The following is a 24435-nucleotide window of genomic DNA, read 5'->3' on the forward strand; positions in this document are numbered from 1 at the left end:
GCGCATAAAACCTTTCGGCCGGTAATAGATCGAGGTCGTGGCCACCGGGTCGTGACGAAGGTAGTCGCGCACACTGATCAATTCCGCTCTGCGGGCCGGGATCAGGCGATCCAAGCCCGCTGATGGAGGAGGGACGAGATCTTGATTCTCTTGTCCGTCGGCGCGCAGATGCAGCGCTATCTTCCCTTGCTGCTGAGGTCGAACGCCTGCCTCGCCTGTTCAATGGCCGGGAGATGCGCGATGGCCCATAGGCCAAGCGTTTCCACAGGGGTCCTTAGCGAATGCCCGAGGGAGGTCAGCGCGTAGTCAACGCGCGGCGGAATCGTGGCATATACGGTCCGCGTAACCAGTCCGTCTCGTTCCAATCCCCGCAAAGTCAGCGTCAGCATTCGCTGCGAGATGCCGCCGATCTTCCGCTTCAGTTCATTGAACCGCATGGGTCCGTCAGCAAGGAGCATGACAATGAGGACGCTCCACTTATCGCCAATGCGCGCGAGGACTGTTCCCGCTCCCCGGCAGTCTCCGGGCAGATCCAACCCGTTACGTCTGTCAAACATGCTGGGCACATGACCCTTGTGCTCGGCAGTCGTGCCAGTCGCATAGTCAGACTCCCGTTGAATGGTCCCAGGTAACATCAGTGTGCCTCCTTGTGGCGGACGCGAAGGTTGGGTATGTTGGTCGCGTGCCATCACGCAATCGCGCCCATGCTTGTCCAGACTGTTCGACTCCGCTATGGGCAGCGCATACCATTGGAGATCCCAGAATGAACACGAAACTTCTTCACATTGATTCCAGTATCCTGGGAGGCAATTCCGTCAGCCGTACGCTCTCGGCCGGCATAGTCAACAAGTTCAAGGCCGCGCATCCGGAAGTCGATGTCATATACCGTGACCTCGCCAGTTCACCCATTCCTCACTTGTCCGGCGCCTACTTCGCCGCATCCCGTGATCCCGAGGCGTCGAATGACGCAGCGCTAATGCGGGATATTGAGTTGGGACGCGCCATCCTGGAAGAATTCCTGGCGGCCGACGTGGTGGTCATTGGTGTCGCATTTTACAATTTCAGTATCGCCAGCCAACTGAAGGCTTGGATCGACCGCATCGCCGTCGCGGGAAAGACCTTTCGCTATACGGACAGAGGTCCGGAAGGGCTCGTGACCGGCAAGCGTATCATCCTGGCCATTGCACGCGGCGGGCACTATGGCCCCGGTTCGCGCAACGCGGCACTGGAGCACGCGGAAGCCTATCTCCGGAGCGTATTCTCGTTCGTGGGCGTGTCCCAGCTTGAAGTGGTCGCCGCCAACGGTGTGTCTGCAGGTGCCGAACAACGGCAAGTCGCTATCGAGCAGGCACAGCAACAGATTGACGATCTGCTTCCGACCTAAGCGGAGCCGAGCTGTCAGGCCTGAGGAAACGGCGAGACACGATGACAGCTCTTCAGAGACCTTTCAAGTGAGACACGTGTCGCACTTGAAAGGTCTCTTAGCCATTGTCGTCAAAACAGCTTGATCACACGGATCTGGCTAAAGCTGCCGACCTTTGCGTTGCGCGAAGTGGTTGTCGCCATGTATTGCAACGTCAGCGCAGCGTCAATGCCAGGCACCATCGCGGTATAGAACGCACCGGCATTGAGCGATCGGTATCGGCTCGAGCCCCAGGGATTATTCGAGTCATCCTGATACTGTTGAACGAAGACAGTGTGCAGTCCAAATACGCCAATCCCGGTCTTGTATGCCGCCGCGCCTTCTAATCCGATCCAGTTTCCGCTGCGCAGGTCATTGTCCCGATTCTTCGTATTCAGGCCCAAGGTCACCTTTGCCGCGAGGGCGATGTCCGGCGTTGGCAGGTAGGCCACTTGCACAGACGGCCGCAGCGTATAGAAATTACCAGTGCCTATGTCGGGTGCAGGCGATGCATCGTAGCGTCCTGTCGGAATGACGAGGGATGCGCCCAGCAATACGCGCAGCTGTTCGGTCGTATAGAGCCAGCCGCCTTGCAACTCCAGGTCGCCGATGCCCGATACGTCGCCACTGGAACTGGCTGCTTCGCCGGCAAGGTTTGACTGATATGTTGCTCCGAACTGGCTTGCGATAGCCTGCTGTGCGGCCGCGGGGACCGCGGGGTTCGCCTGCACGGCCGGCGTTGCGGCAGTAGCCCTGACCGATTGGGATTTGACGCCATACGGCAGAACGCCGCCGAACGCGAAGCGACCGCCGCCATAGTCCGCGTTGGTAATGTAGCCAACGCCGAGATTGAACAGCTTGAAAGTGCCTGAGGCAGGGATCTGGGCGGTATTGGCGCCATACGTGGGATACGCCGTCACGGGGGCAGGGGACGGAAGTGGAATGGCGCCACCGGGGATCGGCTTTGTCAGTGTGTTGCCGTCGTTGCCGGTCACCTTCCTGATGTCGATATAAGTCGCAGCGACACCAACTGCAAGCCCGGCGGCATCCGGGGGGGTGAACATCTCCCCTCCGATGCTGCCTGCTATGTTGTACCGCACCTGAAAGTCTTCCGCGGCATGCGCGGTCATGCTTGCAAGGCAAGTTATCGCCAAGATGGAAAGACAATAAACAGAAGTCTGCAACACAAGGGTCTCCTCCGTGTTGTTGAGGTGGTGTAAAAGAAGCCCCGCCCCCCAGAGCCACGAACTGGCACCGGGAAGGTTCTTATTCTGTCTGCGGGGCGACTGGTGCCTTCAGGCGGCCTTGGGGAGGCGCATGTCGAGGCGTACCTGTGGCGGATCGATTAAATCAAGGGCGCGCTGGAGGATGTGCTCTGCCTGAGAGGCCGGGCCTTCGGCGAGCACGCACCGGTCCGGGCGGACCACCACCATCCAGTCGAGCGGGGCCAGGCGGGGCAGCACGACCTCATCCAGCGCTTCGAGACGCCGGCCTTTGGGAGCGAGATGCTGCGCCTGGGCACGTTGGCACCATTGCCACACCTTGCCGCCGGCGATGGACCAGCGCGCCATGAGCTCAGGCGACAGCCGCGTCGCGGGGTCGAAACCGAATCCGATGACTGCGCATTCAAGCCCCAGGCAATCGTCGCTAAGTGTCGGGATTCTGCTCTCCGCCGGTCGGACCCAGCCCTGTGGAAAGCTCGAACCTGCACGCAGCTTTTCGGTGCCGCGCACCCGCACAAACAGGCCTTTGTCGAACGTGTTTGCGGGCTTCAATTTCAAGTCTTCGAACAGGGCACGGCCACGTGGCAATAGCCGCATCGCGCTCATGCATCCGTGAATGGCGAGTGCTGCCGCTCTGTTGCGTGGCATGACAAGTGCTCCAAGGAAGCGCGCCAGGTTGATGATCTTCCTTGCGTGAGGCCGGCGTTCCTGGTCATAGCTGTCGAGAATCTGGTCGCCCGCCTGGCCGCGTAGCACCCATGCCAGCTTCCACGCAAGGTTTGCGACGTCTCGCAGGCCGGCGACCAATCCTTGCCCGGCAAAAGGGGGGGTAATGTGAGCGGCATCACCAGCCAGGAAACATCGACCCTTCGAGAACGATTTGGCTTCGCGTGCGTGAAATCGATACACCGCGGTGCGTTCGATCTGGATCTTTTCAACATCGCACCACGGCGCGAGCAGTTTGCGCACCGACTCTGGCCGCTCCATTTCCTCGGCGCGTTCTCCCGGTTTCAGCATGAATTCCCAGCGCTGCCGGCCCCCTGGCGCGACCATATGCGGCGTCGGTCGTGCCGGGTCGCAGAGAAACTCGCAATGGTCAATGGGGTTCGGCACGCCAAGCGCGTCGACGATCAACCAGTCCTGCTGAAATGTGCGGCCTTCGAAATCAAGCCCCAGCGTACGCCGGACCAGCGAGTTCGCCCCATCTGTACCCACCAGATATTTTGCCCGGACCTGAAAGTCAGCGGAGCCGGTGGACCTCAATACGGCGTGAACATGGTGGCCATCATCGACGAAGGACTGGAGTTCGGTACCGAGGCGGACTTCCACGGTGCGGTATGCCGACAGCTTCTTGCGCAGCACAGCTTCCAGCTCCGGCTGGTAGAACGTGACGAGCATCGGATGGCCGTCGACAATACTCGCGCTGTTGATGCGCGCAAAGCGGCCGAACAGCGGCGAGCGGTATTGCACCTTCGGAATCGCCACCGTGGCGAATTCTCCTTCCGCTACGCCCACGAGCTGCAGGATGCGCAGTGCTTCGTTGTCCAGCGCGATCGCACGCGGCTTGGCAAAAATTTCCGTGGCACGGTCGATGGCCAGGACGCGAATCCCGTAGCGGCCAAGGAGGTTGGCCAGCGCTGCCCCCACCGGCCCCAGTCCAACAAGCAGGACATCCGTATCGAGTATGTTCCCCTGCGGTGTCTTTGCAGTGTTCGTCATCATTGCTCCTGCCATGCGGGAATCACGGGATAGCGGGCTACCAGTGCCATTGCCACCTGACGTGACACAACCGGCCCGGAAATATCGGCCACGGTGCCGCGCTCGGGACAGAGCCGGGCCTTGACGTGGGTGTCGGACATGCCGTGCTCGGCAAGTGCCGCCTGGATGACGTGCTCGATGGCGCGCAGTCGCAGGTCCGGCTTCGAGACCTTGCCGACGGCGGTAAGGGGCAGTGCTGGCATGATTTCGATGCGCACAGGCACCGCCGCGCGTTCAGGAATCCTCTCGCGCGCGTATTCCATCAACGCTTCAGTGCAAGCCTTTGCGCCTGGCCTGAGTACCGCGAAGGCCACCGGCAATTCGCCCGCATGGGTGTCCGGCTGCCCGACCGCAGCGACCATGGCGACTTCGGGGTGTGCGGCGATCGTATCCTCGATCATCGACGGATCGATGTTGTGGCCGCCACGGATAATCAGGTCTTTCGCGCGTCCGCACAGCGTTAGAGATCCATCCGCGTCAAGGCGGCCCAGGTCGCCCGTGTTGAACCATCCGCCCTCGATCCAGATGCCGCGGTTGTCGGCTTCCCTTAGGTAGCCGGGAAACACATTGGGGCCGCGTATGCCGATCACGCCGGTCGTGCCGGCTTCGGCAAGTTCGGCGGGCCTGGCTTCTGCGCCTAGCTTGAACAGCTTCAATTCCTGATACGGAATGCGGATGCCAACCGTACCGGCCTTGGGCGCGGCTTGTGGCGGGTTGACGGTCGACACGCAACTACCTTCCGTCAGGCCATATCCCTCGTGGATGCGAATGCCGGTGAGCTTTTCAAACTCGTGTGCGACCTGACTGGGTAGGGGTGCGGCACCACAGAGAACGTGGCGCAAGGTCGGGATCCCGTCCGCAGGCAAGGGCCTGGAAAGCAGCGCCGCCAGGATGGTTGGTACGGCGGAAAACGTGGTGGCCCCAAATCGGTTGGCAATCTCCCAGAAGGCGTCCAGCAGGCCGGGTGTCCGATACCCGCCTGCTGTCAGTAAGACGATTTCCGAACCGCTGTGAAGCGCGCCGAGTCCGGTCACCATGGCGCCATTGACGTGGAAAAGGGGTAACCCCGCCAGCATCACGTTGCGCCGGTCGTCGATCCGTTGGAGGACCCATGCCATCACGGCCTCGTTCAGGTGACTGTGCACAGCCACCTTGGGATACCCGGTGGTGCCACCCGTATGAAAATAGGCGCACGGCTCGGTGGGCGCGAATCGCCGCCCGCTGATCAGTCGGGTACTGTCGGATTCGGTTAGCGCGTCATGGAAGTCAAGCACCTGCACGCCAAGACGGCTCGGCATCTTGCCGCGCGGGATGTGATTGCCGGAACCGGTACGCCGCCCCATCGCGGCCGTCGGGTCGACCTGCAGGATCGTCTCGACTCGAGGCAGCCTGTCCGCGACTTCCACGGCTTTTTCCCAGATACTCCCTTCCGTGGTGGGCCCCAGGGCGATGACAACCTTGGCTCCCGTCTCTTCGCAGATCCGGGCAATGTAGCTGGATTCCAGCATCGAGTTGATCGGGCTGGCAATGCCGGCAGCCTCGGCGCCCCATAGTGCCAGGTGGCTCTCGATCAGGTTCGGTAGCAGGATTGCGACTGGCACGCCCGGCGTGACACCCAGGCGGTGCAGTGTATTAGCAGCTCGATGGATACCTTCCAGCAATTCGGCATAGCGGACGTCGCGCGTCGGAGCGGAGGGGCTGCCATTCAGTAGAAGCCGCAGGGCCACGCGTTCCGGCCAGCGCTCGCAAGCGGTCCGTAGTACCTCGTAAGTGCTTGTGGCGCGGATCACGTCCTGCCAGGGCGTCCGTTCGATCTGTTCCACGTCCTCCAGTCGCCTGACGACCTCTGGCATGGCGTTGATTGCAAGGCTGCTCATAAGACTTCACTCTCATTCCAAATACTGCGATGGGATGCCACATGTTTCGTCGCCAACTGGCGTAGTCGTCATGCCGAGGCGATGACGGTGGTCTGCTCACCCAGGTCGATGGTGCCGTCATCCGTGCGAATCGAGGCCCGGATGCTATCGCCGGGCCGAAGGTAGGCGGGATTGGTCATGCCGCGGCGCACAAACATGCGCCATTTGCCGGCGTCGCTGAGAAAATGTTTCGCCATGAACATGGCGAGCTTGCCCGGCGCGCGGGCCGCGCAACCGGCAGGCGTACCGGTGGCGATCAGGTCGCCTGTGTGAACGTCTTGCATGGATGCCAGCTCCGTCAAGGTTGAAGCCGGCGCGTGGATCATATCGGCGCAGTAGGCGTCCTGCCGGGGCTGTCCGTTGACATCCAGGCGCATCCGCAATTCCGGCCAACGTTGCCACTCTTCCGGTGTCAGCAATACGAGCCCAGGGCCAACGGGCCCGAAGCCGCGATAGCTCTTGCCCTTGTAAAACTGACCCTGCGGCAATTGCACGTCACGCGCCGACAGGTCATTGACGATGGTCACGCCGGCAAGCCAATCACCGAGAGCGTCAGGGCTGACCTTCACGCCAGGTTGCAAATCCCGCCGCAGCACCAGCCCGAGCTCGAGCTCGTAGTCGAGCAGCTTGACGTGGGCTGGGGAGGCAACTGGAGCATCCGCTGCCGTGATGCATGAGGATGCCTTCGTGAAGATTGTGTTGAAGGGAAAATTCTCGACGCGCAGGCCGGATTCCAGGACGTGGCTGCGGTAGTTGATGCCTTGGCAGAGGAATTGCTGGTTCTGCGTGACGGGTGCGAGAAGCTGGACGGCCTCGCGCGGAATCGTTGCCTGCGCCGCCGGCACTTGCCAGATGCTTTGCCAGTGTTTGGCAAGCAACTCGCCTGTGGTCGCGGCGTTGGCCTGCAACGGCGCGATGCGTGCGCCAAAGAGAATGCCCCATTGCGGGCCATCCGTATGGATGTAGCGAATTACGGTACGAGACATGATACTTCCTAGGGAATTGCTTAGTTCTAAAGCCAGGGTCTGGCGGGTGCGCCCAGCGCAGTTTCGATCAGCTTGAGCCGCGCCGGTGCAATCGCCTTGCGCTGTACCAGCCTCAGCACCTTCAGCACATTGCGCAAAGTCTTTCTTGGCTTCATCGAGGCCGGTGCGTCGGCACCCCAGGCCCAGATACCACCGAAATCAAGCGGCGAGTAAGCGGTTTCGAAATCCGCGGTGAACAGATCCCCATCGGTGTAGTGCTCCAGTTCGAAACCGTCCGGATCGCGCCAGTAGTCGAACAACTGGCTTCCCAGCAAATGCCGCCCGATGCCCCACATGTGCGAATGACCTTGCGCACGCAGCACCTGTTGACCTTGTCCGAGCGCATCGAGATCGATGACTTCGTACGCGCTGTGCTCGTATTTCTCTTCGATGCCACCCACCAGTACGAGGGTATGGTGGTCGGCTGGCGCCTGGCCAAGGTCGAGCCGGCAGAAGGCCAGGTTGGGACTGCCATCCGCGAGGTACTGCACATCGGTCGGAATGACACCGAGTACGGTCATGTACCACGCCGCCATGGTGGCAAAGTCCACGGTTTGAAATACAACATGACCCAGCCGGACAATACTGGCCGGCTCTATCGGGGTGCGAACAGTGCGGTTGACTCGCGGCGCATGTTGCGCCGTGTTGGTCAATGTCATGGGCGGGCGCATGGGCAGAGCTTCGACATGCTGCTGGCCTTGCACGAGCCAGACGCTGCGCCCGGAAGGATCGAATAGCTCGACACCGCGCCCGCCTCCGGGAATCTGCTGTTTGGACAACCACGTCGCGCCAAAGCGATCGATGTACCGATTCAAGTCGGTATCGTCCGACATACGAAAGGCGGGCCCGACGAAGCGGCTCACCGCCGAACGTTCAGCCACGGCAATGCAAGGGGCTGTCCCGATGCCACGGGCCGTGATCCGGTCGGCCGAGACGCTGACCGGATGCATGCCGAAATCGCGCCAGAAGCGTTCGGTCGCCGCCAGGTCTCTTTTTTCCCAGCGAAGGAATGCCAGTTCCACGGCTCTACCGAACGGCTTTGGGCGAGTGAGCCGTTGCACGCCAGGTGGCAGCCGGCTCTCCGGGTAAGACTCCGGCTGGCGGAGCTTTACAGTCGATTTGGGCATGAGGTCTCCAACCGCTGAGCGGTCCGTTTGTGATTGTTTTGGATCGGCGCCATGCATGCAGGTGCTGCCAAGGAGGCGCCACGGCGCTTGCGACGTCGGAATGCGGGGTCAAGCGACGTCGTTCATGGATGTGATAATAGTATATTTGTCAGGATGACGGATATCTCGTTAACACCTAGATGGTGCGACAAGGTGGGTTGGTCGCAGGGCCCCGCCGTGCGCAATGTGCGGGGCGTTTCACGTCTAGCGGCCAAGGGATCGCACGTCGGCCGCAATCTGAGCCGCGGTTGCAGCGAGGATCTCCCGATACGCATTCACCACGCCCTCCACCTGCCCGGGCGCGGGCACCTCTGTTTCGGTGCGGCCGCTCAGAACCTTGCCGTCCGGCAATCGCCGCACGGTCCAGGCGATGGTCGCCGCTGCCCACTTGCCCACATTGGCGTCGAGGTTTACCACCTCGGTCGTTACCCGGAAGGCCGGCTGCGTCGCCGACAGGCCGTGCTGGTAGACATCCACCGCGTCAAGAGTCGATTGCAGTTGCTGCGACAGCGCATCGCGTAGCTCGTCGGGTAATGGGGACGTCCAGCGCGATGTGTCGAACAGCTTCACACCCCCGCCGGTGCCGTCATGCACCACCAGCTGAATGCGGTTCAGCCGCTCGGGCACGCGCACCGGCGCGACCTCGATCCATAGCGGTTCGCCGCTACGGCTGGCTCGCCCTGTCACGGCCGGCGCGGCGTTGGAGCGACTGGCAGCCAGCGTGTAGTAGCGCGCCTCTGGCGACGTGCAGCCGTTCATCATGGTCGTGGCCGCGGCGGCCAGTGTAAAAAGCATCGTCAGACGTTTCATCATTTCTCGTCCCTCTTGCCTTGCAGGAGCGCTTCGGGATGCCGCTCCAGATAATCGGTCAGCGTGCGCAGCGAGACCGCCGTTTGCGTGAGTTCCTGCATCATCCGACGCGTATCCTGTTGCAGCGATGCGTCGGGCGCCAGCGCGCCATTGGCCGTGGCGAGCGTGCGGCGCACATCCTTCAGCGCGGCGAGCACTTCTGGTGCCACATCGCCATTGACCTGTGCCACCAGCTTGTCCGCGTTGACGAGCATTTTGTTCATAGACACCATCGCCGTGCGCGCGTCCTGCCCGATCTGGTCGAACGGCACCTTGCCGATCTTGGTCACAATGTCGCCAAGCTTGGCTTGCAGCTCGTCGAAGGTGCCCGGTGTGGTGGGGAACTCAGGCAGCGACCCGTTCAGGTCCAGATCAGCCGGCAGCGGCGCCTTCGGAAAGAAATCGAGTGCCACATATAGCTGGCCGGTCAGCAGGTTGCCGGTGCGCAACTGCGCACGCATGCCGCGCTGTACCATGCTATGCACGATGGCGAGCTTGCGCGTGTCGTCAGCCACGTCTTTCTCGCGCAGACCCATGCGAGACGGATAGAGTTCCACCACCACGGGCATGCGGAAGGCCTTCTTGTCACGCTGGTATTCAATACCGATCGAGCGCACTTGCCCAACGGTTACACCGCGGAAATCGACTGGCGCACCTGGAGACAGGCCGCGCACGGACTGATCGAAGTTGAGCACTGCCAGCGCGGGGGCGAGTTCCTCCGGCTCCTTCATGGCTTCCGATTGGTCCGCCGCAAGCAGGAACTCGGTGTTCTCAGCGGCCGTGGCGTGCGCAGTCGAGTGTTCCGGCGCCTGGAAGGCCAGGCCGCCAAGCATCACGGTGACCAGCGACTGCGTGGACAACTTCAGCCCGTTCGCGTCGAGCTTGAGGTCGACGCCGCTGGCATGCCAGAAACGCGTATCGGCGGAGACGAGCTTGTCATAGGGCTTGTTGACGAAGACCCGCAGCGTGATGTCGTGGCCGTTCGGCTCGAGTTGATACGCTACGACATGGCCGACCTGCACGCGACGATAGTAGACCGGTGAGCCGATGTCGAGCGAGCCCAGGTCTTGCGCACGCAGCACGAACTGCCTGCCTGAGGCGTCGGCAGTGACAGTCGGCGGGACTTCGAGCCCGGTGAAGCTGCGCGTCGTCTCGCCTGACTTGCCGGCATCCACGCCGATATATGCGCCCGATAGCAGCGTCTCGAGCCCCGACACGCCGCTGGTTGCAAAGCGAGGCCGTACCACCCAGAAGCGTGTGTCGGCCACGGCGAAAGTCTCCGCATCCTTGGTCAACGCGATCGTCGCGATCACATGCGAACGGTCCGCTGCCAGCCGTGCCGTCTTGACCAATCCGATATCGACGTCCTTGTAGCGGACGGGGGTCTTGCCCGGCGTCAGGCCTTCGGCGGTCCGGAATGTGACGGTGATCTCGGGCCCGCGCGACGCAAGCGTATTGATCAGCAGCGAAAGTCCGACCACCGCCGCAACGATGGGGATCAGCCAGACGAGCGAGGGTAGCCAGCGTGCGCGAGGCTTGCGCCCAGGCTGCGGTACACCGTGAGGCGGGGGATGATTAACGTGTTCAGGCATGGTCGGAGTGGGGAGATTCGAGGAGGGAAGGCGACGTATCGAGCGCATCCCACAGCAGACGGGGATCAAAGCTCAGTGACGCGAGCATGGTCAGTACGACAACCGAGGCAAAGGCCAGGGCCCCGGCGCCGGGCATGATGGTGGCCAGCGCCCCGGCCCGCACCAGCGAGGCCAGCAGTGCCACGACGAAAATGTCGAGCATGGACCACCGGCCGATGACTTCGACCAGCGCGTAGAGCCGGGTCTGCTCGCGGATGCGCCAGGTCGATCTGCGGCGCACCGATAGCAGCAGCAATGTCAGGATCATCATCTTCAGCAGCGGGACGACAACGCTGGCGATCAGCACCACGAGGGCCAGCATGTGCGAGCCGGACAGCCACAGATAGATCACGCCGGACATGATGGTGTCGCGCTGTGTGCCGAAAATCGATTGCGTCACCATCACCGGCAGCAGATTGGCCGGGATATACAGGAGGTAGGCGGCCAGCAGGAAGGCCCAGGCGCGCGCCACGCTGGCCGGCTTGCGATGATGCAGTACGGCGCCGCAGCGCGGACACGGTTCGGTCTCGAGCGTCATCGGACTGAGCCGGTCGCAAGCGTGGCACGACAGCAGTCCGAGCGAAGTGGCGGTAGCGTGGGGCGATTGAGGCGTGGTCATGACGCGGCACCCGGTGAGCAGGGTGGCACGTCATCTGCATCATGGACAACGAGGTAATGCCACAGGTCGCGCGTATCGAAGGACAAGATGGCTGCAAGTACGACCACAAGGGCACCGAACGACCAGAGGGCGACGCCAGGCAGCACCTGCGCAATGGTGGACAGCTTCACCAACGTGACCAGCACGCCGATCATGAACACTTCGATCATGCCCCACGGCCGCGTCTGGCGAATGCTGCGCACGACTAGGTCGAACCCGGGTGGCATGCGGTGCTGCGCCATCGGCACGAGCAGGTAACACATCATGAGCAACTCGGCCAGCGGAAGCAGGATCGTCGTGGCGAACACGAGCATCGCCACCAACGTCATGTCGTCCGCGCAGAGTTCCTGTACGGAGCCCCATAGAGTGGTCTCCATGCGCGAGCCTTTGAGGTCCATAGCGACAATCGGGTACGCGTTCGAGATCAGAAACAGGATCAGAGCGGTCAACACGAGCGGCAGCAGGCGGCGATAGGCAAGCGAACTGTCGCGATAGAGCCCACCGCCGCAGCGCAGGCAGGTGGCACGTTCGCCCGGTTTCAGTGCCGCACGCGTATGGAGTGCGTCGCAATGCTCGCATGCAATCAGCTGGCGCGGATCCTGTGGCGGAGGTGGCAGCGGGAAGTGGTTCTGGTGCACTACGTGTCCTGGCATGGTTATCGGCCTCGTTGCATGAGGCAAGCAGTGCGTGAGCGCGCTGGAATCTTTCAAGACTCGGCATTCTGCTACAAAATGACTTGTATGTCATCATGACAATAAGTATCGTATAAGGATTGCGGCGCGCGCCGTTGTGTCAAAACGCCTCCTTCTCCCTCTGTGCCATGCGGCATGCGGGCCTTTTCTCTTCAAAACGCTATCCATGAAAGCAGCCTGCAAAGTCGAAGTCCGCGAAGGCCTGCCGCAGGACACCCTCGCTGAGGCCGAACGCCTGATTGTCGTGGCGGAGACACCGTGAGGCGCTGCGCGCTCGACGGGAGTCGTGGACGGCATGGAGCTTGTTCGTATAAAGGAAGACGGGGCGTTCATGGCCTACGCCATGTTGTCGGCGTCGTAGCGGCGTATTGATATAATCGCCTCGTCACACAAGGACCACTAATTGAAGATGCCTGCCGATCCTGATCCCAAAGACCACCGCCCTCGCGTTGCCGCTGAGCGGCGTGCACGGATGCGCAAGCGTCTCATTGAAAGCGCGATGATCGTTTTTGCGCAAAGGGGTATCGGGGCTAGCGTGATCCCGGATGTCATCGCGGCAGCTGGCGTCTCACAAGGTTCCTTCTACAACTACTTCCGTACTAACGACGATCTGCTGGCGGCTGTCAGCGACGCGCTCAGTCACGACATGGTGCAAATGATCGAGAGCGTGGTCGGCGATATCGAAGACCCGGCGTTGCGCGTTGCAACGGGTATTCGCTTGTATCTGCACCTCGCACGATCTTATCCTGTGGTGGCGCAGTTTCTTTCCGGTACAGGCCTGAGTTTGGTCGGCAAGAAGAGTTCCGTGTACGAGTACCTGCCCTCGGATATCAAGGAAGGCCTGAAGACGGGCACGTTTGACGAGGCTTCGGCCGATGTTGCATTGGACATGGTGGCAGGCGCGGGGGTGATCGCCGTTCACCGTATGGCCCAGGGAAAAACGACTAAGGATTATCCCGAGCGGATTGTCCGGGCGGTGTTGCGGTCGCTCGGCGTGTCTGCAGCGAGCGCCACAAAGTTGACCTCTGCGCCTTTGCCAAAGCTGGTCGCTCCGCCCGAATCACTGCTCGAAAAGGCACAGGAGAAGCTCACCGAAATGGCCGAGCCCTCCAACTTGCGAGCGTAGCCAACGTTACGCCACATCGCTGATCGCTTCGGCGAGCAAGCCGTCGAATAGCACTTCGCTCGCATCCAGCGGCGACCTGGATATTGCGTCGGCCGCCGCTTCCTCAACGCCCAGGGCGCGCAATGCCACGGCAGCGGCGAGCTCCGAGAAGTCTTCGCGACATTCGGTTTCAAGCATGCGGTGCATTGCGCTCATTGCCGCGCCGGCAACGATATTGAACCCCAGGGCGGTCGGCATGCGCTTGAAGCGATTGCGTCGAACACCTTCCTCTATGTCCCTGCGGACGAACTCCAGCATATTGGGTGCCTGGTAGCCAGCCCAGCCAAGCCGGCCAAGGATTCCAGCCACACCCGGCTGGCGTATCGTAAGTATCGACGCCAGCCGTATTCCCCTGGCGATGTGTTCGGCCGGGTCGTCATGGCCGCGCACAATGGGGTCGGCGGCCCGCACCCATTGTTCAGCAATCTTCCCAACAAGCTCCCGCACGATCGCGTCAGACGACGGAAAGTACTTGTAGAACGTGCCACGTGACACCCGTGCTGCCGAAATGATGTCGTCGATGGAAGGCGTCGCGGCGCTGTTCTCTACCATCAAGCGCATCGCACTGTTCAGCAACAGCGAGCGCATACGCTGCCGCCGCTTTGCCGCAACTCGCTGACGGTGCCCGGTAGTCTCCCACGGTTCTGTTTCAGCTGCGAATCTCGTCTGTATCGAGGTCATTGATCTGTTCTTTCCTCATGGTCAATGAGTCGACATGGCCGCGGGCACCGCACTACCGGCGCCTTCGGTCCATGCCCACCACATCACTCCGCGTCCAGTGCTTGTCTCTGCGCGTCCACATGCTTGCGGTCGCACGCACCTTCTTCGCCTCCGGTGGTGGCCGGTTCGTCATGGTCGTCCCGTTCCACACATTAATAAATTATACGTCATCATGACACAAAAGTCATTGTGAGGTATAGTCCAGGCTTCTCGGGAAGGGCGAAAGCCCGAACAGGCCTGCCGTCAATGACGCCAGCACGAGTCCGATTGAAGCGGCTCCGTGGCGTGGACCGCTGATGACTCGCAGGCGAGCGACGGACCTAATTGGAGGGCAGAAATTGAACAGGAACCATCGAGCGGCAGCTCTTACCATCATCGCGGCGCACCTGCTGGCCGCCTGTACACCGGGTCCAGCATCCGAACACACGGACGTCAGGCCGGTGCGGACAGTGATCGCCGGGCGTGCCGCCGGGTCGGTCAGCGCGACCTACTCAGGCGAGATTCGTGCGCGTTACGAAAGTCAGTTGGGATTCCGCACAGCCGGCAAGATCGTCGCGCGGATGGCGGAAGTTGGCAGTCATGTCAAGCGCGGCCAGCCGCTGTTCCAGCTCGATCCCACGCAGGAAACATTGCAGGTGGCCGCAGCGGGAGCGGAGGCAGATGCGGCGCGGAGCCGGGTAGCCCAGGCGCGGGTGGACGTTAAGCGTACCGAGCAACTGCTCGCGCAGAACTTTGCCTCGCAAGCCGAGTTGGACCAGCAGCGGCTGGCGCTTAACCAGGCGGAAGCACAACTGCGTTCGGCACTGGCGCGGCAGCAGTTGAATGCCAACATGCGCGGATTTACCACGCTCGTGGCCGACCGCGATGGCGTGGTCAGCGCGATCAACGCGGAAACTGGCCAAGTGGTCTCAGCCGGGCAGACGATCGCTACCGTCGCGGCTGATGGCGAACGCGAGGTCTCGATCAGTATTCCGGAGTCGCGAGTCGACGAACTGCGTAAGGCGCCGACGTTGACGATTACGGTGTGGGCGCATCCGGACAAGTCCTGGACGGGCAAACTCCGAGAGCTTGCTCCGGACGCGGACAGTATCACGCGGACGTACTCGGCGCGAATCTCCATCCAGGAGGCGGATCCGGAGTTGCTGCGTCTGGGCATGACAGCGTCTGTCATCGCACCCGACGTGGACGGCAGTGGCGTTGTCCGCGTGCCGCTGACCGCCATTGTCGATCATGAGCGCGGCCGTCAGGTGTGGGTGGTTGACCCGAAGACGTCGCGGGTTGTTGCGCGTGAAGTCAAGCTGGGCGCCGCGCAGAACGACAGTGTCATCGTTGTTGGGGGCCTGGCGGGCGGAGAAACCGTGGTGAGTGCCGGCGTGCATATGTTGCAGCCTGGCCAGCAGGTGAAAGTGGCCGAGACGGTGTCTGTCGCCAGGGCGGGAGGTGTGAAGTGAAAGGCATCAACCTGTCCGAATGGGCGCTGAAGCACCAGCAGATGATCGGGTTCCTGCTGTTGCTGTTGTCCGTCGCCGGCATGCTGGCATATGGCAGCCTGGGCCAGAAGGAAGACCCGGAGTTCACGATCAAGACCATGGTCGTGCAGGCGTACTGGCCGGGAAGCTCCGCGCAGCAGATGGCCGATCAGGTCACCGACAAGATCGAGCGCAAGCTGCAAGAGGTGGCGGAGATCGACTATACGTCCACCTATGTGAAACCGGGCGAAACGCAGGTCAAGGTGAACTTGCGCGAGGACGTACCGCCAGGCGCAGTGCCGGATGTGTGGTACCAGGTTCGGAAGAAGATGGGCGACATCCGGCACACCCTGCCACAGGGCACACAGGGCCCTTTCTTCAATGACGAGTTCGGGGACACCTTCGGTAACCTCTATGCCATCACTGGTGACGGCTTCGACTATGACGATCTGAGAAGGATTGCGGATGCCGCGCGTAACGAGTTTCTTCGTGTCGGCGACGTCAACAAGGTCGACCTGGTGGGCAAGCAGGAACAGAAGATCTATGTGGAAGTCTCCACCGCCAAGCTCGCCTCGCTGGGGATCGACCCGGCACTGATTGCGTCGACGCTCCAACAAACCAATGCCGTGACATCGGGCGGGACGGTGCAAACCACCGCGGAACAAGTGCGGCTCGCTGTTAGTGGCGAGTTTGACTCGGTCGAAGGGATTCGCGCCATCGGCATCCGTGCCGGCCAGCGTACCTTCCGCCTTGGCGATATCGCCGACGTCCGTCGTGGCTTTGTGGAGCCTGCCACCTCGAGGATGCGCTTCAACGGCAACGAGGCGATTGGACTTGCGGTGAGCATGCGCAAGGGCGGCGACGTGATGCGCCTTGGCACAAAGCTTGACGAATCGGTAAAGCGCATCGAGTCCAACCTGCCGGTGGGCGTGCAGATCCATGCGGTCAGCGACCAGCCACGTATCGTCGAGCATTCCGTCTTCGAGTTCAAGAAGAGTCTGGCCGAGGCTGTGGTCATTGTGCTCGTCGTGAGCTTCCTGTCGCTGGGCTTGCGCACCGGACTGGTCGTCGCGCTCAGCATCCCGCTCGTGCTGGCCATGACATTCCTGGCGATGTACGTGATGGGCATCGACTTGCAGCGCATCTCGCTGGGTGCGCTGATCATTGCGCTCGGACTGTTGGTGGACGATGCCATTATTGCCGTCGAAATGATGTCGCTGAAGCTCGAGCAGGGCTGGGACAAGTTCCGCGCCGCCACATACGCCTACACAGCCACGGCCTTCCCGATGCTCACAGGCACGTTGATTACGGCAGCGGGCTTCCTTCCGGTCGGCTTTGCGAAGTCGGGCACTGGCGAATATGTGTACTCCCTATTCCAGGTGGTGGGCATTTCGCTGTTGTTGTCGTGGATCGTGGCAGTCCTCTTCACGCCTTACATCGGCTTCAAGCTGTTGAAGGAGCATGCGCACGCGTCGCATGACGAGGATGCGGTCTACCAGCGCGGCTTCTATGTCAAGTTTCGCCACTTCATCGACTTCTGCCTTAAGCAACGCGTGTGGGTACTCGGCATCACGCTCGCGGCATTCGTAGGCGCACTGGTGCTGTTCAAGGCGATACCCCAGCAATTCTTTCCGGCGTCTGACCGGGCCGAACTCATTGTGGACCTGTGGATGCCGAAGGCCTCGACCTTTGAGGCGAGTCAGCGCGAGGTTCAAAAGCTGGAAGGGCTGCTCAAGGGCGATCCGGACATTGCGGCAGTGACCAGCTTTGTTGGCAACGGTACGCCACGATTCTACCTGCCGCTCGATGTGCAGACGCCCAATCTGAACTTGGGCGAGATGCTGGTGATGACGAAGGGCGGGGAGGCACGGGAGCGGGCGAAGGAGAAGCTCGAGAAGCTGTTCGACGAAAGATTTCCGAATGTGCGGGGCCGCGTCAATCGACTGGAGAATGGTCCGCCTGTCGGATACCCCGTGCAGTTCCGGGTGTACGGGCAGGACAACGCCAAGGTTCGTGCGATCGGTCAGCAGGTGGCGGCCATCATGCGCGAAGAGCCGCATGTGCGCCAGGTCAACCAGGACTGGGGCGAACGCATCAAGCGCGTGCAGGTCGACGTGGACCAGGATAAGGCGCGCGCGCTGGGCATCAGTTCAGGCCAGATCAAGGAAGCCCTTGAGGCCTCGTTGTCGGGCACGCCAATCACGCAGTACCGTGAGGAGGACCAGGGAGTCGACGTGGTCTCGCGCCTCGTCGCGGCGGAGCGCACGGACCTGAACAACCTGAAGGACGCCAAGATCTATGTGCGCGACGGCAAATTTGTGCCGGTCTCGCAGGTGGCCCGGCTCACGCTTGACAGCGAGGACAGCGAACTCTGGAGGCGCAATCGCGTGCCAACGCTGACCGTTCGTGCCGATATCGCGGGGGCGCAGGCACCTGACGTCACGCGTGCGCTACAGCCGAAGATCGACGCATTGGAAAAGGCGCTTCCGCTCGGCTATGGCATCGAGATCGGAGGCGCCTACGAATCGAGTGGGAAGGCTCAGCGTTCTGTTTTCGCGGTGATGCCGGTGACGATTATCGCGGTGCTCTTGCTGCTGATGATTCAACTTCAGGACATGAAGAAGATGGCGATGGTCCTGCTGACCGCGCCGCTCGGGCTGATCGGTGTCAGCGCGATCATGGCCGCTTTCCAGATTCCGTTCGGATTTGTCGCCATGTTGGGCGTTATCGCCCTCGCTGGAATGATCATCCGCAACTCGGTGATCCTGGTGGTGCAGATCGATCAGGACGTGGGCGCGGGCGTCGCACTGTGGACGGCCATCGTCGAGGCGGCGGTGCGACGGCTGCGTCCGATCGTGCTGACTGCCTTGGCGGCAATTCTGGCGATGGTGCCGCTTACACACTCCGTGTTCTGGGGCCCAATGGCGTGGGCAATCATGGGAGGGCTCGCCGTTGCCACGGTGCTGACGCTCGTCTTTCTTCCCGCTTTGTATGCGACCTGGTACCGGGCCAAGCGCCCCGCGACCGTCTGATCGCAAATGTAACGATGAGAGTTATTTCGATGAAGAGCTTGAGTATGGCCCTGCGGGCCGGGCAAGTGGCTTTGGGCTGCATGCTTTTCCTGAACGCTGGAGAGTCGGGCGCGATCGATCTCGTGGGGTCCTACCAGCAAGCATTGGCGCATGATCCGACGAGCCTCGCTGCAAGTGATGCACTCACTGCAGGGCGGGAGATGGCCGTGCAGGGCGACGCCTTGCTGCGTCCCCGCGTAAGCCTGCAAGCGGCACTGGACCGGATCAACAATCGTTCTTCCGGGAACCCGCCGGCGGAGGCCGCGCCGTTGGTATCCGCCGATAGTTCAGGCACTGCGCGGCAGGCCGGAGTGATGCTTATTCAGCCGCTGTACGACAGGACCGCGGTAGCCACGAGGAAGCAGTTGCACGAGCAATCGAACCTGGCGCAAACGCAGTTCGACCAGTCTCGCCAGAATCTGGCCTTGCGGGTGGCCGAGGCATACTTCGGCGTGGTATTGGGCGAGGAAACGCTCCGTGTGGTACAGGCCGAGAAGGCGGCCTTGCGACAGCAACGGGACCGCGCCAAGGCGCGCTTCGACATCGGCCAGGGCAAGATCACCGATCTTCATGAAGCCCAGGCGCGCCTGGATGGGGTGGAGAGTCGCGAAGTCACGGCGCAGTCTGCGCTAGAGCAACGACGCACGCGATTCCTGGAAACGGTCGGCATGCCGCCCGATCAGCTCAGCGGGCTGGCGCCCAATTTCGCGCCGCGACCGCCGGAACCGGACAATCTCATGGCGTGGCAGGCAAGGGGTGAAGATCAGAGCTACGTCGTGAAGACCAAGCAGTCGGAGCTCGACATTGCCGGCGCGGAGATCGACAAGTACCGCGTCAGCAGTCGCCCGACCGTCGCGCTCGTGGCACGTTATGGCGCCCAAGGCCAAACCGGCAATCTTGCTCCCTGGGTTGCAGCCAGCAACACCCGAACCGCGACGATCGGCTTGCAGCTCAACATTCCGCTGTACGCCGGCGGCGGACTGGATTCGCGCGAGCGGGAATCCGTTGCGAGGAAGAGCCAGGCGGAGCAGGAGGTTGCCGCCGCCCGGCGAGACGTGCGCTTGAATGTGCAGGACGGATTCCTCTCGGTGAAAGCGGGCGTGCCGCGCGTCGCCGCGCTCGAGCAGTCGTTGACTTCGGCGCGTAGCGCGCTCGCGGCGACGACGCTTGGCCGGGACGTTGGCACGCGTACGGAACCCGACGTACTGGACGCGCAGCAGCGCGTGTTCGCTGCTGAGCTTGACCTGGTTCAGGCACGCCTGGACTACCTCCTTGGCCGTCTGCGGCTTGCCGCCGCGGCGGGTGAATTGAGCGAGGAAACCTTGCGTTCGCTGAATGCCTGGCTCGCAGCCTGATCGATAAATCCTATGCTAGGAGATCTGCAGCACTATTGGAGCGGCAGCTTTCTCGCCGCCAACGCGTTCATCGGGCTGAACATGGTGGGCGCGCTGCTGCTCGGTATGCTGGTTGGCTACGAGCGCTCGTACAACGGCCGCGCCGCCGGCATGCGCACCTACGGCCTCGTGTGCATGGCGTCCACGGCGCTGACGGTGTTCGTCGGTCACGCGTCGCTCTGGTACGGCGGTGCCACGGCGCACATCCAGGCAGACCCGACTCATACCATCCAGGGTGTGGTCACCGGCGTCGGCTTCCTCTGCGCCGGGGTCATCATGAAGGACGGCATGCGCATCCGCGGCCTCACGACCGCGGCATATGTGGGGGCGGCGGATCAAGTATCAGAATCGCCAGAAGAGGAAGCGATGCTGTCGCCCTCTGGCTGTGGGAGGGGGACGCTTTTCGGGGCTGAAGCGTGCGCCGGGATCAATCGCTCTCGCGCGTAGCGCCATGTCATAGAAGGCGCCCACCATTGGCAGGGCGCTCCGCGCCCCCTGGCTCCAATAGCTGCCGAGGGTAACACGTCCATCGTCGAAGCCCACCCACGCGCCTGCGACGAGTTGCGGGTGCATGAGGATGAACCAGCTATCGGCGTTGTCCTGTGTCGTTCCCGTCTTGCCGGCCACGTCAGCGCGAACTCCGAAGCGCGTCCGGATGTCCGAGCCGGTCCCGCGCGTGACAACATCGCGCATCACGTCGACAAGCGTTTGCGCGGCCTCGGCGGGTAGCGCCCGTGCAGGCGACGCGCTCGGGAGTTCGACGAGGACCTTGCCATCGTGATCCTCGATGCGGGTCACCATGCGAGGCTCGATATAGGTGCCACGGTTGGCGATCGTGGCGTATGCCGAGACCATTTCCCTGAGCGTCACCGGGCTCGTGCCGAGCGCGAGTGCCGGCACCGGTTCGAGCGGGCTCTCGCGTACGCCCATCGCCCGCGCCAGCCGTGCGACCTGCCCCGGGCCTACCTTTTGCATGAGCTGCGCCGTGATGCGATTGCGCGAGAACGCCAGCGCGTCGCGCAGGGTCATCGGCCGGTCGGTGGGCGGTTCGGCGTCGGTGGGCCGCCAGATGGCATTCCCGGCTAGTGGGATGGCGACGTTCCGGTCGATGATCGTATCGCCCGGCCGGGCACCGCCTGCGAACGCCGCGCCATAGACAAACGGTTTGAACGTCGAACCCGGTTGACGGCGCGCCTGTTGCACGTGGTCGAACGGCTCGGCACTGAAATCGGGGCTGCCGACCCATGCTTTGATATCACCGCTGCGTGGATCGATCGCGACAAATCCGGCCTGGACCTGGGCTTTGCTCCGGCAGAGTGCGCGGACGAAAGTGAGGTTGGAACCGAGGTTCCTGAGTGCACTCCGATCCGTTTGTCCGGCCTCGCGCGCGGCGCGATAGTCGGACGTTTGCCGGATGAATGTCTGGAACAAGTCATTGCCCGGCCAGCAGCCCGTTCGCTCGTTCCATGCCTGGTTCGCGATCCATTGCAACTGATTCGTCTGCCAGGCCAGCGCCTGTGTTGCCATGGTTTGCAGACGGAAATTGATCGTCGTGCGCACGACCAGCCCATCGGCGTAGAGGTTGAAACCATTGCGATCGGCCCATGCGATCAGCCATTTGCGCAATTGTGCTGAAAAATGCGGCGCGGCCCCCAGCGGCTCAGCCTGCGGCGCGAATGCGACGCGGAGCGGCTCTCGTTTGAGCCCGGCGTAGGCATCGGGCCCGAGCTTGCCGTATTTGTACATCTGCCCGAGTACCGTGTTTCGCCGCTGCAGTGCGCGCTCGGGATTGAGGACAGGGTTATAGGTGCTGTTGGCTTTCAGCATCCCGACGAGCGTCGCGCTTTCCAGAATATCGATCTGATCGGCCGATTTGCTGAAGTAGGTGCGTGCGGCCATTTCAACGCCATAGGCGTTGTATAGGAACGGTACCGTATTCAGGTATGTCTCGAGGATTTGGTCCTTGCTGTACACGGCTTCGATCTTGAAGGCCGTGATGGCTTCCCTGAGTTTGCGAGTCAGCGTCGGCGCGCGGCCTATATCGTCGGGATAGAGGTTGCGCGCGAGCTGTTGTGTGATCGTTGAGCCGCCCTGCCGGCCGCCGGAAAGCGTATGCAGTGCGGCCGCTGCTGTCCGCTTCCAGTCGATGCCGTGATGGTCGTAGAAGCGGCGGTCTTCCGTCGCGATCAATGCAGCCACGACATGGGGCGAGATTTGCCTGAGCGGCACCCACTCGCGATTGACCGGCTTGAGTTCATCCAGAATTTCGCCGTCAGCCGACAGGATCAAAGCCGGCCGATCGATGCGGGCCTTGCGGATGTCGCCAAGGGCCGGCGTCGACCGGACGAGTGCGACCGTGAACAGGAGAACGAGTGCCGACAAGGCGGCGAGCGTCAGAGCGATGTCCCGTCGTGTCGGATGGCGAAGGCGGCGCCGCGCGCTGTTCAGAAGGCGCCTGGGTATCGTCTTGCAGGCTGTTGCCAGTGGCCGGATGTGGGAGAGCCACCGTGCGCAATGCTGACGAAACACAATGACAGGGCGGCGATTCACGGTGGCGGGGGCGCTGACGAAAAACGCGATCGTACCAAAGCCGCCGGCGGCTTCCCTTGCGAAATTCGCGCCAGGCAGCCGGCATTTACAGACGATTACATTTGTTTCACATGCGCAGCCGGCTTGGAGTCACCCTCCGAAGCCGCTACGTGGAGTTACACTTGGTTTCAGATACCAACCGGAGTGAGTCGAAGAGGAAGTATCGAAGGCACTCGATGTCGAGATCATGCACCGGAAGCTGGCGCCGTGGCATGATCCGATGTGACGGTGCACGGAGTTTATTGTCTAAGGATCGCGATATGCGACCACCGACCCCGCCGCGATGACTTGGATCTACCAGTCAACGAATTTTTTCGACTTGCAAATAAGGTATTGAGTGAAAGCCGTAGTGCCCGATTTTATGTTCGAGGCTCGCTTCGCTCAGGTGTTAAAGTCAGAATCAGGATTATCCGTTCGACGTCCGTTTGCGGAGTCCAGTCGACGGCTGAACGTCCGACTGACGGCATGGATGAATGTCACATCATGGCCGGACGCTGACGACCACAGTAGGTGGCCGATACCCGCAACCGGCCGGGCCACACCAGATGTGAAATACAAGGCACCCCACGTCCGATCGAGAAGCACTGCATCCTGCACCGGCACGCCCCGATTTGCGCTTGGCTCCAGCGCAAACCGGGGCGATTCCTGCCGGATCGTCAGACGGGGACGCTGCATTCGGCAACTGAACGCCACGCCCGGGGAGGAGGGCTTCCGCACCAAGGCTATTGCCAGGCGAGCCCAAGATCACTGAAGATTGGTGATTCGCCCGTTCTTCCTGGGGACGACATGCATCCACTCTCGGATTCCGCCAACCAATCGCACCGCGATGACGTTTTTGCACTCTGGGACCGGCTCGCCGAGTTCTCCGCAGGCGAAGCCGATGCCGCGCTGACCCATTTACTAACCACGCTTTGTGCGATGGTCACGGCACAGAATGCACTTTGGGCTGTAGTTGTGCGATTACCTTCGCTCGCGCGAAAGGATCCCCTGTTCGGCTGGCGTCCACGCCTGGTTCGGCTCCTGCATCCTGTACCCGCGATGGTCGCTTCCGTGCAGGAGCAGTTCGACACGCTATGGTCCGGCAACGTCGATTCGTCACATGTCGTGGCCGCGTCGGGGAACGAGCCGTTCCGCGCCAACCTGCTCTTCGAGGCGATGCCCGCCGAATGGTTTGAAGGTGCCCACTATCGCCGCCACTACCTCGAAGTCGGTCACGCCGACAGCATCCAGGTGCGTTGTTCGCTCAACGATGATGTGCGAATTCATCTTTTCGTGTTTCGCGATCTGCAAGCCCCCCGCTTCTCTGCGCCGGATCTCGAGCTTCTGGGTTTCGTGATGCATGGGCTGAGATGGTACTATCGGCAGCAACTGCTCAGCCACGGCCTGCTCATCGCCGATGCTTCGCTGACGTCGGCCGAGCGAAGGGTGCTGCTGGGGCTACTCGACGGACTGACGGAAAAGCAGATCGCGCAGAAACTCGAGCAGAGTCCGAACACGACTCATGTCCATATCAAGTCGATCTACACAAAATTCAACGTCCGGAATCGCTCGACGCTCACCGCGCTGTGGCTCGGCAAGTTGCGATAGCGAATTGCAGACGCGGCGGCGTTGCGGGCAATTGAGCGTAGTAGCCTGGCATTGAGTTCGCCTTGTCACAAGCGGTCTGCGCAAGAGTCTCAGCGCGGATCGTACGGAGGATTGGAGCGG

At 61.9% G+C, this 24435-nt stretch carries 19 protein-coding genes; 7 read left to right on the top strand and 12 right to left on the bottom strand.

The annotated features are described in order from the left end of the window. Positions 1-176 precede the first annotated feature (176 nt). Positions 177-689 (bottom strand): winged helix-turn-helix transcriptional regulator, encoded by a 513-nt coding sequence (locus CF70_RS17350; protein ID WP_414629460.1) that lies wholly within the window; start codon positions 687-689, stop codon positions 177-179. A 74-nt stretch (positions 690-763) separates the two neighbouring features. On the opposite strand from CF70_RS17350, the gene CF70_RS17355 reads away from it, so the two are divergent. Beyond that, positions 764-1384 carry an FMN-dependent NADH-azoreductase gene (locus CF70_RS17355; RefSeq protein ID WP_035867171.1) on the top strand — a complete coding sequence of 207 codons (621 nt, stop codon included), beginning with the start codon at positions 764-766 and terminating at the stop codon, positions 1382-1384. Between the two features lie 110 nt (positions 1385-1494). Here the strand turns inward: CF70_RS17355 and CF70_RS17360 are convergent, their stop codons facing one another. The 9 genes from CF70_RS17360 to CF70_RS17400 all read right to left on the bottom strand — a co-directional run bounded on the left by CF70_RS17360 (position 1495) and on the right by CF70_RS17400 (position 12281). Continuing rightward, complete coding sequence (locus CF70_RS17360) at positions 1495-2589, bottom strand: transporter (RefSeq protein WP_035867174.1); 1095 nt, start codon at positions 2587-2589, stop codon at positions 1495-1497. A 108-nt stretch (positions 2590-2697) separates the two neighbouring features. Next, entirely contained in the window at positions 2698-4347 is a 1650-nt protein-coding gene (locus CF70_RS17365) for a bifunctional 3-(3-hydroxy-phenyl)propionate/3-hydroxycinnamic acid hydroxylase (RefSeq protein ID WP_235185095.1), read from the bottom strand. Then, positions 4344-6260, bottom strand: coding sequence for an acyl-CoA synthetase (locus CF70_RS17370; RefSeq protein ID WP_051648602.1), 1917 nt, complete (start codon positions 6258-6260; stop codon positions 4344-4346). Before CF70_RS17370 ends, CF70_RS17365 begins: the two co-directional genes overlap by 4 nt. A gap of 68 nt (positions 6261-6328) precedes the next feature. Then, the gene (locus CF70_RS17375) at positions 6329-7285 is read right to left on the bottom strand and encodes a fumarylacetoacetate hydrolase family protein (protein WP_035867175.1); all 957 of its coding nucleotides are present in this window, start codon (positions 7283-7285) and stop codon (positions 6329-6331) included. Positions 7286-7311: 26 nt separating this feature from the next. Then, positions 7312-8346: a VOC family protein gene (locus CF70_RS17380; RefSeq protein WP_235185096.1), complete on the bottom strand. Its 1035-nt coding sequence runs from the start codon at positions 8344-8346 to the stop codon at positions 7312-7314. 348 nt (positions 8347-8694) lie between these two features. Beyond that, positions 8695-9303 (bottom strand): PqiC family protein, encoded by a 609-nt coding sequence (locus tag CF70_RS17385; protein ID WP_035867180.1) that lies wholly within the window; start codon positions 9301-9303, stop codon positions 8695-8697. Continuing rightward, positions 9300-10931 carry an intermembrane transport protein PqiB gene (locus CF70_RS17390; protein ID WP_035867182.1) on the bottom strand — a complete coding sequence of 544 codons (1632 nt, stop codon included), beginning with the start codon at positions 10929-10931 and terminating at the stop codon, positions 9300-9302. The genes CF70_RS17385 and CF70_RS17390 overlap by 4 nt, the downstream gene beginning before the upstream one ends. Then, positions 10924-11589 carry a paraquat-inducible protein A gene (locus CF70_RS17395; RefSeq protein ID WP_035867184.1) on the bottom strand — a complete coding sequence of 222 codons (666 nt, stop codon included), beginning with the start codon at positions 11587-11589 and terminating at the stop codon, positions 10924-10926. Before CF70_RS17395 ends, CF70_RS17390 begins: the two co-directional genes overlap by 8 nt. After that, entirely contained in the window at positions 11586-12281 is a 696-nt protein-coding gene (locus CF70_RS17400; RefSeq protein WP_035867186.1) for a paraquat-inducible protein A, read from the bottom strand. The genes CF70_RS17395 and CF70_RS17400 overlap by 4 nt, the downstream gene beginning before the upstream one ends. A 448-nt stretch (positions 12282-12729) precedes the next feature. On the opposite strand from CF70_RS17400, the gene CF70_RS17405 reads away from it, so the two are divergent. Continuing rightward, complete coding sequence (locus CF70_RS17405) at positions 12730-13446, top strand: TetR/AcrR family transcriptional regulator (RefSeq protein ID WP_235185099.1); 717 nt, start codon at positions 12730-12732, stop codon at positions 13444-13446. Between the two features lie 6 nt (positions 13447-13452). Here the strand turns inward: CF70_RS17405 and CF70_RS17410 are convergent, their stop codons facing one another. After that, positions 13453-14166: a TetR/AcrR family transcriptional regulator gene (locus CF70_RS17410; RefSeq protein ID WP_035867190.1), complete on the bottom strand. Its 714-nt coding sequence runs from the start codon at positions 14164-14166 to the stop codon at positions 13453-13455. Between the two features lie 377 nt (positions 14167-14543). On the opposite strand from CF70_RS17410, the gene CF70_RS17415 reads away from it, so the two are divergent. Genes CF70_RS17415 through CF70_RS17430 form a run of 4 tightly spaced genes read left to right on the top strand, consistent with a single transcriptional unit; the run spans position 14544 to position 20586 of the window. Beyond that, positions 14544-15656 (top strand): efflux RND transporter periplasmic adaptor subunit, encoded by a 1113-nt coding sequence (locus CF70_RS17415; RefSeq protein ID WP_035867227.1) that lies wholly within the window; start codon positions 14544-14546, stop codon positions 15654-15656. Then, the gene (locus tag CF70_RS17420) at positions 15653-18706 is read left to right on the top strand and encodes an efflux RND transporter permease subunit (protein ID WP_035867192.1); all 3054 of its coding nucleotides are present in this window, start codon (positions 15653-15655) and stop codon (positions 18704-18706) included. The genes CF70_RS17415 and CF70_RS17420 overlap by 4 nt, the downstream gene beginning before the upstream one ends. A 29-nt stretch (positions 18707-18735) precedes the next feature. Further along, positions 18736-20100 carry a TolC family outer membrane protein gene (locus CF70_RS17425; RefSeq protein WP_235185097.1) on the top strand — a complete coding sequence of 455 codons (1365 nt, stop codon included), beginning with the start codon at positions 18736-18738 and terminating at the stop codon, positions 20098-20100. A gap of 12 nt (positions 20101-20112) precedes the next feature. Next, a complete protein-coding gene (locus tag CF70_RS17430; RefSeq protein WP_035867195.1) occupies positions 20113-20586 on the top strand; it encodes an MgtC/SapB family protein in 474 nt (157 codons plus the stop codon). Here CF70_RS17430 and CF70_RS17435 read toward each other — a convergent pair. Continuing rightward, positions 20482-22668, bottom strand: a complete 2187-nt coding sequence (locus CF70_RS17435) for a penicillin-binding protein 1A (protein WP_035867196.1) — start codon at positions 22666-22668, stop codon at positions 20482-20484. The two genes, CF70_RS17430 and CF70_RS17435, sit on opposite strands and share 105 nt — an antisense overlap. A gap of 846 nt (positions 22669-23514) precedes the next feature. On the opposite strand from CF70_RS17435, the gene CF70_RS17440 reads away from it, so the two are divergent. Then, the gene (locus tag CF70_RS17440) at positions 23515-24315 is read left to right on the top strand and encodes a helix-turn-helix transcriptional regulator (protein WP_035867197.1); all 801 of its coding nucleotides are present in this window, start codon (positions 23515-23517) and stop codon (positions 24313-24315) included. Positions 24316-24435: the final 120 nt, after the last annotated feature.

Origin of the sequence: Cupriavidus sp. SK-3, from assembly GCF_000611145.1 — a bacterium.
Classification (GTDB): domain Bacteria; phylum Pseudomonadota; class Gammaproteobacteria; order Burkholderiales; family Burkholderiaceae; genus Cupriavidus.